At 67.5% G+C, this 11,980-nt stretch carries 13 protein-coding genes and 1 tRNA gene; 7 read left to right on the forward strand and 7 right to left on the reverse strand.

The annotated features are described in order from the left end of the window. Positions 1–51: 51 nt before the first annotated feature. The gene (locus tag ACHAAJ_RS07150; protein ID WP_435727306.1) at positions 52–753 is read right to left on the reverse strand and encodes a type 1 glutamine amidotransferase domain-containing protein; all 702 of its coding nucleotides are present in this window, start codon (positions 751–753) and stop codon (positions 52–54) included. A 104-nt stretch (positions 754–857) separates the two neighbouring features. Here ACHAAJ_RS07150 and ACHAAJ_RS07155 point away from each other — a divergent pair, with 104 nt between their 5' ends. Further along, complete coding sequence (locus ACHAAJ_RS07155; protein WP_435727307.1) at positions 858–2,102, forward strand: multidrug effflux MFS transporter; 1,245 nt, start codon at positions 858–860, stop codon at positions 2,100–2,102. 46 nt (positions 2,103–2,148) lie between these two features. Here ACHAAJ_RS07155 and ACHAAJ_RS07160 read toward each other — a convergent pair whose 3' ends face one another. The 3 genes from ACHAAJ_RS07160 to ACHAAJ_RS07170 all read right to left on the reverse strand — a co-directional run bounded on the left by ACHAAJ_RS07160 (position 2,149) and on the right by ACHAAJ_RS07170 (position 3,987). Further along, a complete protein-coding gene (locus tag ACHAAJ_RS07160) occupies positions 2,149–2,331 on the reverse strand; it encodes a PspC domain-containing protein (RefSeq protein WP_435727308.1) in 183 nt (60 codons plus the stop codon). A gap of 122 nt (positions 2,332–2,453) precedes the next feature. Then, a complete protein-coding gene (locus tag ACHAAJ_RS07165) occupies positions 2,454–3,230 on the reverse strand; it encodes an SDR family NAD(P)-dependent oxidoreductase (RefSeq protein WP_435727309.1) in 777 nt (258 codons plus the stop codon). Position 3,231: 1 nt separating this feature from the next. After that, positions 3,232–3,987, reverse strand: a complete 756-nt coding sequence (locus ACHAAJ_RS07170; protein WP_435727310.1) for a FadR/GntR family transcriptional regulator — start codon at positions 3,985–3,987, stop codon at positions 3,232–3,234. A 169-nt stretch (positions 3,988–4,156) separates the two neighbouring features. Between ACHAAJ_RS07170 and ACHAAJ_RS07175 the strand changes: the two genes are divergently transcribed. Then, entirely contained in the window at positions 4,157–5,680 is a 1,524-nt protein-coding gene (locus tag ACHAAJ_RS07175) for a GntP family permease (protein WP_435727311.1), read from the forward strand. Between the two features lie 345 nt (positions 5,681–6,025). On the opposite strand, the gene ACHAAJ_RS07180 is transcribed toward ACHAAJ_RS07175, so the two are convergent. The 3 genes from ACHAAJ_RS07180 to ACHAAJ_RS07190 all read right to left on the reverse strand — a co-directional run bounded on the left by ACHAAJ_RS07180 (position 6,026) and on the right by ACHAAJ_RS07190 (position 8,076). Next, on the reverse strand, positions 6,026–6,811 hold the full coding sequence (locus tag ACHAAJ_RS07180; protein ID WP_435727312.1) for a hypothetical protein: 786 nt from the start codon (positions 6,809–6,811) through the stop codon (positions 6,026–6,028). After that, the gene (locus ACHAAJ_RS07185) at positions 6,808–7,059 is read right to left on the reverse strand and encodes a hypothetical protein (protein ID WP_435727313.1); all 252 of its coding nucleotides are present in this window, start codon (positions 7,057–7,059) and stop codon (positions 6,808–6,810) included. Before ACHAAJ_RS07185 ends, ACHAAJ_RS07180 begins: the two co-directional genes overlap by 4 nt. 828 nt (positions 7,060–7,887) lie before the next feature. After that, a complete protein-coding gene (locus ACHAAJ_RS07190; RefSeq protein WP_435727314.1) occupies positions 7,888–8,076 on the reverse strand; it encodes a hypothetical protein in 189 nt (62 codons plus the stop codon). A gap of 601 nt (positions 8,077–8,677) precedes the next feature. On the opposite strand from ACHAAJ_RS07190, the gene ACHAAJ_RS07195 reads away from it, so the two are divergent. From ACHAAJ_RS07195 to ACHAAJ_RS07215, 5 genes are all read left to right on the forward strand, one after another. Beyond that, the gene (locus ACHAAJ_RS07195; protein ID WP_435727315.1) at positions 8,678–9,160 is read left to right on the forward strand and encodes a cation:proton antiporter regulatory subunit; all 483 of its coding nucleotides are present in this window, start codon (positions 8,678–8,680) and stop codon (positions 9,158–9,160) included. 9 nt (positions 9,161–9,169) lie between these two features. Next, positions 9,170–10,372 carry a cation:proton antiporter gene (locus tag ACHAAJ_RS07200; protein ID WP_435727316.1) on the forward strand — a complete coding sequence of 401 codons (1,203 nt, stop codon included), beginning with the start codon at positions 9,170–9,172 and terminating at the stop codon, positions 10,370–10,372. Between the two features lie 111 nt (positions 10,373–10,483). Next, a tRNA-Gly gene (locus ACHAAJ_RS07205) sits at positions 10,484–10,554 on the forward strand. 57 nt (positions 10,555–10,611) lie between these two features. Beyond that, entirely contained in the window at positions 10,612–11,043 is a 432-nt protein-coding gene (gene panD / locus ACHAAJ_RS07210; protein WP_435727317.1) for an aspartate 1-decarboxylase, read from the forward strand. 3 nt (positions 11,044–11,046) lie between these two features. After that, positions 11,047–11,973 (forward strand): AEC family transporter, encoded by a 927-nt coding sequence (locus tag ACHAAJ_RS07215; RefSeq protein WP_435727318.1) that lies wholly within the window; start codon positions 11,047–11,049, stop codon positions 11,971–11,973. Positions 11,974–11,980 lie beyond the last annotated feature (7 nt).

Genomic DNA, 11,980 nt, shown 5'->3' on the forward strand with positions numbered 1-11,980 from the left:
ACGCGGGTGGCAGCCCGTTCGTGTGTCCCACCGGTTCGCGGCGGGCGGACCCTACTCGGCGAGTGCCTTGAGCACCTCGTCGGCGACGTCGCCGCTGGACTGCGGGTTCTGGCCCGAGATCAGGTTGCCGTCGCGCACGACGTGCGAGGCCCAGTCCCCGCCCAGCTCCAGCTGGGCGCCCTGCTCGCGCAGCACGGTCTCCACGAACCACGGCGTGTTCTCGCCGGTGCCACCGGAGAGTTCCTCCGCGTTGGTGAAGACGGTCAGGCGCCGTCCGGCGAAAACGAACCGGCCGTCCTGGTCCCTGGCGCTGAGCAGCCCGGCCGGACCGTGGCAGAACGGTGCGATGACCCGGCCCGCCGTATCGACCTCGCGCAGGATGCGGCCTAGGTCGGCGTCCTGGAAAAGGTCCGCCATGGGGCCGTGGCCGCCGGGGAGCACGACGGCGTCGTATTCGGCCGCCTCCACCTCGTTCAACGCCATCGGCGCCGAAAGCTCCGCGTCGATGGAGTCGATGTAGGCGCGGAACTCATCCGCCTTGTCCTGGCCTCCCGCCATCTCCGGGCTGAGGCTGACTTCGTCGAAGGTGGGACGCTTCCCGCCGGGGGATGCCAGCTCCACCGCGTGTCCGGCCTCGCGGAGCTTCCGGTGGGACACCACCAATTCCTCCGCCCAGACCCCGGTGGGGTGCTCGCTGCCGTCTTTCATGGTCAAGGATCCGGCCGCCGAAACGACCATCAGAATCTTCTTCATCGTTCTCTCCTTCGTTGCGGATTGTCCGGTTCGTGCACGCTAGCCTGTCTACCCCTCCCGAGGAAAACCGTGGCGCCGGCTGGGCGTTCGGTAGGGTTGCCGGTGTGACCGACGCCCCGTCTTCGTCCGCCCGCCCCCGCTATGTTCCCGGCATCAAGTACATCCTCATGCTCGGAGCGCTGGCGGCCTTGCCGGCCGTGACCACGGACATGTACCTACCCTCGCTGCCAGCGGTCGCCGACGACCTGCGGGCCAGCCAGGCGGCGGTCCAGTTCACGCTCTCGGCCCTCCTGATCGGCGGTGGTGTGGGGCAGCTGGTGATCGGCCCGTTCTCCGACCGGTTCGGCCGCCGTCTTCCCCTGCTCATCGGGATCACCATGCACGTGGTGCTGTCCGTGCTGTGTTCGCTGGCGCCCGATATCGCCACGCTCATCGGCCTGCGCCTCGCGCAGGGGTTCTTCAACGCCGCCGCGGCCGTCGTCGCCATCGCCGTGATCCGCGACCGCTTCGTGGGATCGGATGCCGCCCGCCTGCTCTCCCGGTTGATGCTGGTGGTCGGCGTCGCCCCGCTGTTCGCCCCGACCGTGGGGCATGCCATCGCCGGGCTGTGGCACTGGCGCGCCGTCTTCGTGGCGCTGGCCCTGATCGGCGCCGCCCTCCTGGTGGTCGTCTGGCGGTTCATGCCGGAGACGCTGACCGCTCAGCGCCGCCGCCCCGGCCGTCCCGGCCATGTCGCGGGCGCCTACTGGCAGCTGCTGCGGGATCGCCGGTTCATGGCGCTGGCGGTCATCCCCGGCCTCGGCATGGGCGTGATCATGAGCTACGTGGTGGGATCGCCGTTCGTGCTGCAGGACGAGTACGGTCTCACCCAGGGTCAATTCGCCCTCGTGTTCGCCCTGAACGGGGTGGCGATCGTCGCCTCGGCCCAGGTCAACGCGTCCCTGGTGCGCCGCGTGGCTCCCGCCCGCATCCTCCGTGCGGCGGTCCTCGCCCAAGTCCTGTTCGCCGTGTTCCTGGTGGGGGTGGTCGCCACGGGCTTCGGGGGCCTGTTCGGGCTCCTGGTCGGGCTCTGGCTGATGCTCGGGATGCAGGGCATGATTCCCGCCAACGCGTCCGTGGTGGCGTTGAACAACTACGGGCACATGGCCGGAACGGCCGCCGCCGTCATCGGCGCGCTCCAGTTCGGCGTCGCGGGCGTGATCAGCCCGCTGGTCGGCGTCCTGGGCGGCACGGCCCTCTCCATGGCCTCGGTCATGCTGGGCGCCGTGATCGTCACGCTCCTCGTGCTCCTCACGGCCACGTCCGCATTCCGGAAGGGCGGCTGGACCACATTGGACGCGCCCGGCTGATCGCGGAAACCACCGTCATTGGCCACCCCATCGAGGCCCGGGGAGGTCACCCGTCCCTGGGCAGGATGATCCACAGGACGATGTAGACCAGTTCCCCCACGCCCACCAGCCCGAAAATGACGAAACCGAGACGCACCAGCCACTTGGGCAAGCCGAATCCACCGGCCAGAGCCGCACAGACTCCAGCGATCATCTTGCCGCTGCGGGGACGAGTTAGTTTGCCAGTCATGTGGGAACCCTACGGCGGCAAGGGGTCCAATGGAACGCCTGGAGCTGAACGCAGGTGACACCGCACCCACGCGGCTCGGCGTGCGACGGCGTCTCGTGCCGGACAGCCGGCCGGCGCCGCCCCTAGGAAATCTGCAGGCCGCCGTTGATGTCGTAGGTCGCCGCCGTAATGAATCCGGCGTCCTCGCCCACAAGGAACGCGAGCAGCGCCGCCATCTCCTGCACGGTGCCCACCCGTCCCACGAGGATGTCCTTGGACATCTCCCGTTTCCGCTCCTCGCTGAGCGTGCCGCCCATGATGTCCGTGTCCACCGGACCCGGCGCAATGCAGTTCACGGTGATGTTGTGCTCGCCCATCTCACGGGCGAGCGCCCGGGTGAAGCCGATGATTCCGGCCTTGGAGGCGCTGTAGGCCACCTTGGAGTAGGTACCGCCTCCGCGCTGGGCCGAGATCGAGGAGATGCTGACCACGCGTCCCAGGCGGCGCTCGATCATGCCGCCAAGCACGCGCTGGGTCACGAGGAAGGTGCCGGTCATGTTGATCGCGAAGACACGCTCCCAGCGCTCCTTGGTCTCGCTCATGAACTCGGTGGGCGAGCTGATGCCGGCGATGTTCGCGAGCGCGACGACGGGCGGCAGCTCCGCCTCGACGCGTCCGACCGCGGTGTCCACCGAGTCCTCGTCGGAGACGTCCACGCTCAGTCCGAGCGCCGGAACGCCGTGGTCCTTGGCGATCTCCTCGGCCGCTTGGGCGGCGGCGTCGCCGTCGATATCGAGGATGGCCACCGCCCAGCCCTGGCTGGCGAGCAGCTCGGCGGTGGCCCGCCCAATGCCGCGGCGGGAGGCGGCTCCCGTCAGAATGGCGGTGCGTTCGGTCGGGAACGGTGCGTGCTGCGTCATGTCAGTTCTCTCCTGGTGTTGGGTTGCGTTCGGGGCGGCGCGGCTGGGGCGCCGACGCCTCGGGGGCGATGAATCTCTCGTAGTCGTCGTAGGTCTGCCGGATATGGGCCTCCATGGCCAGCCGGGCCGTCCCGGGATCGCCGGTGGCGATGGCGTCCCGCACCTTTTTGTGGTGTTCGATCGCGTGTCGCTGCACCTCGGGAAAGGCGGAGGTCTCGCGGCGCGTGGCGTAGAGCAGTTGCCCCAGCTGTCCCAGAAGCGCGGGGACAAACGGGTTCGCCGACGCCCGGAAGACGGCGTCGTGAAAGGCCAGGTCAGCCAGCGTCACCGCGTCCAGGTCCCCCACCGCGTGCGCGCGCTCGAGGGCGACGATGGCCTCGTCCATGGCCGAGAGGTCGGCGTCCGTGGCATTCCGGGCCGCGAACTCGGCCGCGCCAGTCTCCACCATGCCGCGCACGTCCAGAAGCCTCAGCGCGACCTGTTGGATTCCGACGCCCCGGGACGCCGCACGGAGGACCGCTTCCATGCCCGTCCAACGTTCCGGAGGGTTCACGTACGTCCCCATGCCCCGGCGGACGGTGACGATGTTCTGCGCCTGCAGGCTCTTCAGCGCCTCCCGCACCGTCAGCCGGCTGACGTCGGCCTCCCGCGCCAGCTCCGCCTCGGCGGGAAGCGCGTCGCCGGGGGCGAACTCGCCGGCGAGCACCCGTTCGAGGAGGTCCTCGACCACGCGGGCGGCGAGCGTCTTTCGATTCATCCCTGCCTCCAGGCTGCCGGTCTCTTGTCAGACGTCTTATCTCTGGTAGTGTGACCGGCGTCACTTGGTGATGTCAACTCCGTCCGGTTCGGATGGGCGGACACCGACCACGCCGAGTAGCGCCGGGCTCGTCCGCCCGGCACCTGTCCGTCACAAGGAGCACATCACCGTGGATCTACAATTACTTCTGGCCCTGGTCCTGGGCATCGCGACCATCGTCGTGCTCGTGCTGCGCACGCGCCTCGACGCCTTCGTTGCCCTGCTCATCGCCTCGCTCGTCACCGGCCTCGTCGCCGGCCAGTCCGCGCTGGACATCGTCGGCGCCATCACCACCGGGTTCGGCAACACCCTCGGTTCCATCGGCATCGTCATCGGCCTGGGCGTGGCCATCGGCAAGATCCTGGAGGTTTCCGGAGCGGCCAACGCCCTGGCCATGGCCTTCCTCCGCCTCTTCGGCAAGGGACGCGAGCCCTGGGCCATGGCCAGCGTCGGCTCACTGGTCTCCATCCCCGTCTTCTGCGATTCGGGCTACGTCATCATGAACCCGCTGGCGCGCTCGATCGCCCGCGTCAAGCGCGCCGGATACGTCACCCTGGCCCTGGCCCTGGGCGCCGGCATGACGCTGACGCACCACCTCGTGCCCCCGACCCCCGGCCCGCTGGCCGTGACCGGCCTGCTCGGCGCCGACCTCGGCGCGGTCATCCTCACGGGCCTCGCCTTCACCGTGGTCCTCCTGCCCGTCGTCGTCATGTACGCCAAGTGGATGGGCCCCAAGCTCGAGTCCTCCGTGACGGCCCCCGTCCGCGAGGCCGTCTACGGCGAAGCCGCCTTGGTCGGCACGGCCGCCGGCGCGCGCGGCGCCTCCGCCATCTCCGTCGTCGATTCGGACGGCGTCGACAAGGCTCGCGAGACCGTCCCCGGGGATTCCTCCGCCCAGTCGAACCTGCCCGAGGCCCCGGAGCTGGACCTGGGCACGCCGCCGGCCGGCGCCAAGCCGCACCGCGTGGGCGCGTTCCTCGCCTCGCTGCCGCTCGTCGTGCCGCTGCTGCTGATCGTGGTCAACACCGTCACCGGCGCCATCGACCAGAACGCCCAGGGCGTGATCGGTGGCGAGTACACGCCGTCGGACTGGGTGGTTCCGTTCGCGTTCGTCGGCAACCCGGTGGTGGCGTTGACCATCGGCGTCCTGCTGGCCGTCTACGTGCTCCTGCCGCGCTGGACGCCGAGGACCAAGGTGCAGAACTGGTTCGCCGACGCCGCGTCCTCCGCGGGACTGATCCTGCTGATCACCGGCGCCGGTGGCGCGCTCGGCCAGGTGCTGCGCACCTCGGGGGTCGGCGACGCGCTCGCCGAGGCCGTCGCGGCGACGGCGCTGCCCGCGTTCCTGGTGCCGTTCCTGGTCGCCACGCTGGTCCGCCTGGCCCAGGGTTCCGGTACGGTCGCCATGATCACCGCCGCCTCCGTGACCGCCCCGCTGGTGCCCGCGCTGGGGATCTCGCCGCTGGTCGCCGTCCTGGCCTGCACGGCCGGCTCCATGGTCCTGAGCTACTTCAACGACTCCTACTTCTGGGTCGTCACCCGGTTCACCGGGCTGGAGGGCACGGCCGCGCTGCGCGGGTGGTCCGGGATTACGACGGCGGTGTGGGTCGGCTCGATCCCGTTGCTGTTCATCCTGAACCTCATCGTCGGCTGACCGATGGCGGCCGTCCCGCGCGGGGCGGCCGCCAAGGCGCTCGTCATAACCTCACTGAAGATACGCCTGATCTGATTGAAGCTTTCAGGCTCCTTGGATTGCGATGGCGGGATCCCCTCGGCTAGAAGGACTGCCGCTACCAAGAACGGATATGCGCCGAATTGGTTCGCCGATGCCGCGTCCTCCGCGGGCCTGGCCTGCACGGCCGGCTCGATGGTCATGAGCTACTTCAACGACTTCTACTTCTGAATCGTCACCCGCTTCACCGGGCTGGAGGGCACGGCCGCCCCGCCCGGGGAGGCCGCGGACACTGTCACTCGCCGTGGTCCGACGCGCTGAACACACCTAGGCAATGTGTCGCAAGGTGAGCGCCGCGAACCGCAACCTATCCAGATAAGTCGGCGTCGGAAACCCTGCATTCTTTCTGGTGACCCTGCTTGCCAGGTCCTTCAGAATGCGGGCGGCGTCCTTCCGGAAACCGATTGGATCCGGATCACCCACGCTCCACTCGGCACTCGGGTGTGCGTCACGAATCTCGAGCAAGCTATGCAGATCGGCTAGGTCCTTCATCGATCGGCGGTATCGCCAGGAATGTGCCTTGAGGACCAAGGCAGCCTCCAGATTGGGAATTCGGGTTTGATACTCGATGGTTTCGGACTCGCTCAGAATCGCCTTGACGTTAAGAACCAATGCCGGAGCCATGAGCGCAAACTGCAACTCAGGCAACGAGTCGACCTGGCCAACTCCGGGCACCGACTGAGCCCGGATTCCAGTGGAAGCTCCCGTTCGGGCGAGGAACACATTGATTTCAATCTGTCGTCCGTCGTCGAGGGTCCTTATGAGGACGCTTCCCTTCACCTTCTCGAAGGTGTCGTCGCCCAGATTCTGGGTGACCGGCGCAACGACGTCGACGCTGCCCAGAACGGCATCCGCGTCCGACGTTGACCGAAGCACCGCATTCGAGGTCGGATAGACGTGGAGCAGCAAACGAACCATGTGACCGCCGATGATTCGATAATCGCCGTGGTCCGCCGCGGCTCTCGCAATGGCTTGCTGGCCTAGATAACCGAGCTCATCGGAGACGCTGAGCGCGTGCACCTGGACTGAGATTGGCTGAGCCTCGTCCATCATCGACGGCTGCTCACGATGAATGCCTTAAGGTGCTCGGCGGCTTCGACGCTGTCGATATCTCCGCTTGCAAGCACGTCCCAGTAGACGACCACGGCATCTGCCAACGCCGTTGCTCCCTCGCCCGGTGCCTGCATGTCTGTTACTAGCCGCCAAAGCGTGGGGTCCCGAGGAATGCACGTGATGAGCGTAGCTTGATCCACTGGCGCCGGGACGAATCCCTCATCGCCCAGGTCGATGGGACTCTTCACGTAAATTCGCCCTCGGGTGGGGAGCTTCCATGGCGCTAGGCGGTCGGCGGCCACATCACCGCTGATTAGCGGTTGGGTATCAAGTTGCTCAGCAACTCGTACCGCCTTGTGCGTCTGTTCGACAATCGGCTCAAAGGCGTACCACCCGAACTCCGCGCCCCCCCGGACCAGCGTAATCGTCCATCCAATGCGCCAGCAGCTGCTCTTTGTTGACGGCAGAAAGTCCGCTGCTCCTGCTTTCGACTAGGCGACCCAGTTGTCTAGCGGCTGTTGAGACGGATTGCTGGCTGGTGCCGAGCAGATCGGAGATCACTGACTGGCGGAGCGGTTCGGAAGCAATGATGAGGCACCGTGATACCGCGGAGCGAACCCACGCCACCCGCCCCGCTTGGCGTCGCCGTGCTGGAGCTTCAACGGAGTCCTCAGTTTCATACACAGACCCCCGCAGGACCAGCCGGAGTGGACGGTCAGTCAGGATGTCGAAATGTCCGGCCTTAGCTTCCCTGAGCATGTTGGGGGTGACCGTTCGGCCGACGATTAACGGACGGCCCTGGGAATGACGGGGGAAAGCAATACTCCGAACCGCATGTGCGCTGATGCGATCGAGAGGCACAGTCGGGGCAACCAGATAGGACTCTCCCTTCGGCAGACGCAGGAGCCAACTGCGATCGTCGACGCCGTCACTGATCACGACGTCAAGTTCGCGCAGAGCGGCGACCAGGTCCATACCCACACAGTCTTTCAACAAGCTATATCCTAAAATATGGGCTATTACTTGTTGGACAGTTCATCATGCATAGGGATATAATCCAACACTTTTATCCCGGATCACGTCCTTCCGATCACGTCCTCCCCACGGAACTTCTCGTACAGCCCCATCGTCCGCAGCACCTCGATGAGATCCGCGACCTTCTCCGAGGTCAGCACCCACTCGATCCCCTTGGAATGCTGCTCACCGGCCTCGATGATGGTGTCCTCCACCGTGCTGAGGATCCGCGGCGAGGAGTAGAAGTCCACCCATTCGGCATCGACCGGGCGGCACTCGAGACGGAAATCGAGGCGGGGCCCTACAGCCTCTAGCCTATCTTCGTGACCTTGCCTGAGCCCAAGTGCCGAGTGCGACTCACCGAAGACGCAACGGCGGATCTATATCGTCTGCAAAAAGGGGTCCACGGATCCTGCGGGCCGTATTCGCCAAAATGCTCCTCCTCGAGCGATCCCCCAGGTGCAGGTGAGCCGCTCGTCGGTTTTCGGAAGATCGTAGTTGGCGACAGGGGCTGGCGAATCGTCTGGCGGGAGGCGTCCGGCGATACTCACGAGCCAGTTCTAGAGATTGCTGAAGTCTGGGCAGCCGGCGCCAGGGCCGACAGTGAGATTTATGACGACCTGAAAGGCCGCCTGACGTCATCACGCAAATGGGACGCTTGTATGCGGGCATCAATGCCCACCCCGAACCAGCGCCACCCGTTGCTCTGCCGGAATGGCTAGCCCGTGGACTGGAGGAGGATCTTCACCTAACTCAGGAGGAGATCAGCCACCTGACGGAGGAGCAGGCCCAGAAGCTCGTGATGGAGCATTGGCAGAATCCCAAGCAGGGTCCCGGGTTTAGGGTTGAGCCATGAATCTCGAAGAGACGCCGCTCCCCGGAATCGGCGTGCGGCGTGAAGTGACCCTCTCGACGGGCCGCCGCGTGGGCGTCGTCATGCGCCGGGACGGTGAGTTGGAACTCATCGTTTCCCAGCGCGAGGACCCCGACGCGTGCCAGGCTTCGGTCAGGCTGACCAACGAGGAGGCCGCTGCCCTCGGCGGCATGCTCGGCTCCCCGCAACTGGTGGCGCACCTGTCCAGCCAGCACAGCGGCCTGCCCGGCGTGAACACCCAGCAGTTCGTGCTCAGCGACGAAAGCCCCTACGTGGAGGGTTCGCTGGGCGACACCCGGTTGCGGACCCGCACCGGCGCCTCGATCGTGGCCGTCTCCAGGGCAGGTCAGGTCGTCCCCTCGCCGCCTCCGGAGTTCCGGCTCTCCGCCGGCGACGTGCTGGTGGTCGTCGGCACGGCCGACGGACTGGACCGCGCCGCCGAGCTACTGGCCAACGGCTAGGAGCCGACCGTGGAGGACACCCACCTTGTCTTGATAGAACTGGGCGCAGTGTTCCTCGGACTCGGGCTGCTCGGCCGGCTGGCCGCGCGCATCGGCATGTCCCCCGTCCCCCTCTACCTCCTCGGCGGACTCATGGTCGGCCACGGCGGCCTGATCCCGCTCTCCGGCATCCAGGAGTTCGGGCACATCGCCAGCGAACTCGGCGTCGTGCTGCTCCTGTTGATGCTCGGGCTGGAATACACCGCCAAGGAGCTCGTGACGGGCCTGAAAAGGTCCTGGCTTGCGGGCTTCATGGACCTGGCACTGAATTTCACGCCCGGGGCGGGACTGGCCCTGCTGCTCGGCTGGGGCTTCACCGGCGCCATGGTCCTCGGCGGCGTCACGTACATCTCCTCCTCCGGGATCGCCGCCAAGGTCCTGACCGATCTGGGGCGCCTGGGCAACCGCGAGACGCCCGTGGTCCTGTCCATCCTGGTCCTCGAAGACCTCGCCATGGCCGTCTACCTTCCCTTCCTCACGGCCACGCTGGCGGGCCTGAGTTTCTGGGGAGGGCTCCGCACGGTGGGCATCGCGCTGCTCGCCGTGACGGTGGTGCTGCTGCTGGCGCTGCGCTTCGGCGGGGTAGTCTCCCGGCTGGTCCACTCCCACGACCGCGAGAACTTCCTGCTCAAGCTCATCGGAGCGGCGCTGCTCGTGGCCGGCATCGCGGCCGCGCTCCAGGTCTCCGCCGCGGTCGGCGCGTTCCTGCTGGGCATCGCGATCTCCGGGTCCACCGCGCACTCGGCGACGAAGGTGCTCGAGCCCCTGCGCGATCTCTTCGCCGCCATGTTCTTCGTGGTGTTCGGCATCAACACCGACCCTTCAACGATTCCGCCGGTGTTGCTCCTCGCCCTGGCCCTTGCGGTGTTGACCGCCGCCACGAAGGTGGTGACGGGTGCCTGGGCCGCGAAGCGAGCCGGCATCGCCCTTCCCGGCCGGATCCGGGCCGGCACCGCGCTGATCGCCCGCGGCGAGTTCTCGATCATCATCGCCGGGCTGGCCGTCGCCTCGGGCGCCGTCGGCACGGAGTTGGCCGCGCTCGCGACCACGTACGTGATGCTGCTGGCCGTCTTCGGGCCCATCGCCGCGCGCTACGCCGAGCCGCTGGTCCGGACGCTCACCGGCAGGCGCCGCGGCAAGGAGCCGACCCCAGAGGCCTCGCCCGCCGGATAGTCCCCCGGTGGCCGACGGCCCTCCGGTCGCGGGGTCCCGGTGGCACAAACCCGTCCCCGACGTGGGATATGATGGAATGCGCCCGCGGTACGAACGGACTTGCGGGCGTTTGCGGGCGTAGCTCAATGGTAGAGCGCCAGCTTCCCAAGCTGGACACGCGGGTTCGATTCCCGTCGCCCGCTCTCTTTGTGCCCAAACCGCCCCGCGGCCACCTGCCCCCGGCGTAGACTGGAGTCGCCATGAGACGAACCATGTTCAAGTCCAAGATCCACCGCGCCACGGTCACGCACGCCGATCTGCACTACGTCGGTTCCGTCACGGTCGACCTCGATCTGCTCGAGGCCGCGGACATCCTCCCCGGCGAACTCGTCAGCATCGTCGACGTCACCAACGGCGCCCGCCTGGAGACCTACACGATCGCCGGCGAGCGCGGCAGCGGCGTGATCGGCATCAACGGCGCGGCGGCGCACCTGGTGAAGCCCGGAGACACCGTCATCCTCATCAGCTACGCGGAAATGGACACGGCGGAGGCCCGCGAATACCTGCCGAGCATCGTCCACGTCGACGCCGAGAACCGCATGATCGAGCTCGGCAACGATCCGGCCGAGGCCGTCGGCGACGACCTCTCCAGCCCGCCCTTGTCGCTGGTCGACAACGGCCGCTTCGCCTAGCCCTTGATCGGGGTCCTTTCCGGTTTCGCCGTCGTCTGGACCGTGATCGCCGTCGGATACGGCGTGGGACGGTCCGGGATCCTGGGGCCGCACGGGCGCTTCGTCCTGAACCGGCTGACCTTCTTCGTCGCCAGCCCCGCGCTCCTCTTCACCACCGTCGCCGGCTCCGATCCCGCCGCCGTCCTCGGCCCCATGCTCGGGGTCGCCCTCTGCAGCGCCGTCGTCGTCGCCGCGCTCTACCTCCTCGCCACGGGCTGGTGGCTCAGGCGCGTCCGCTCCGAGGCGCTGATCGGCGCGATGAGCGCCTCGACCGTGAACTCGGCCAACCTCGGCATGCCGATCGCCGCGTACGTGCTCGGCGACATCTCCTACGCGGCGCCCGTGATCCTGTTCCAACTCGCGCTCTTCAGCCCCGTGCTCCTGGCCCTGCTCGACGCCTCGACCACCCGGCACCGCACCACGGTGGTCTCGATGGCCGTCCAGACGGCGCGCAACCCGATGATCATCGGCTCGCTCCTCGGGCTGGCGTTCGCGGTCTTCGGCTGGACGCTCCCGCAGCAGCTGGCGGAACCCGTGGAGCTCATCGCCGGGGCGTCCATTCCCGCCATGCTGATCGCGTTCGGCATCTCCCTCGTGGGGTCCCGGCCGTTGGAGCGCGTGTCAGCCCGCCGCGCCGACGTCCTGGTGGCCTCCGGCCTGAAGCTCTTCGTCCAGCCGGCGCTGGCGTGGGCCATCGGCACGTGGGTCTTCGGCTTGCAGGACGCGGAACTGTTCGCCGTCGTCGTGATGGCCGCCCTGCCGACCGCCCAAAACGTGTTCGTGACCGCGTCCCGCTACGAACGCGGCGTGGTGGTCGCCAAGGACACGGTCCTGGTCACCACCATCGTCGCCGTGCCCGCCATGATGCTGGTTCCCCTGCTGCTCGCCTGACGGAATA

This window comes from Arthrobacter arnarulunnguaqae, from assembly GCF_051262515.1.
In the GTDB taxonomy this organism is placed as follows: domain Bacteria; phylum Actinomycetota; class Actinomycetes; order Actinomycetales; family Micrococcaceae; genus Arthrobacter_N.

Excerpts from the sequence above, each read along its gene's own strand:
- ACHAAJ_RS07150 (WP_435727306.1), bottom strand. The coding sequence starts at position 753 with ATGAAGAAGATTCTGATGGTCGTTTCGGCGGCCGGATCCTTGACCATG.
- ACHAAJ_RS07160 (WP_435727308.1), bottom strand. The coding sequence starts at position 2,331 with ATGACTGGCAAACTAACTCGTCCCCGCAGCGGCAAGATGATCGCTGGA.
- ACHAAJ_RS07165 (WP_435727309.1), bottom strand. The coding sequence starts at position 3,230 with ATGACGCAGCACGCACCGTTCCCGACCGAACGCACCGCCATTCTGACG.
- ACHAAJ_RS07170 (WP_435727310.1), bottom strand. The coding sequence starts at position 3,987 with ATGAATCGAAAGACGCTCGCCGCCCGCGTGGTCGAGGACCTCCTCGAA.
- ACHAAJ_RS07180 (WP_435727312.1), bottom strand. The coding sequence starts at position 6,811 with ATGATGGACGAGGCTCAGCCAATCTCAGTCCAGGTGCACGCGCTCAGC.
- ACHAAJ_RS07195 (WP_435727315.1), top strand. The coding sequence starts at position 8,678 with ATGAATCTCGAAGAGACGCCGCTCCCCGGAATCGGCGTGCGGCGTGAA.
- panD (WP_435727317.1), top strand. The coding sequence starts at position 10,612 with ATGAGACGAACCATGTTCAAGTCCAAGATCCACCGCGCCACGGTCACG.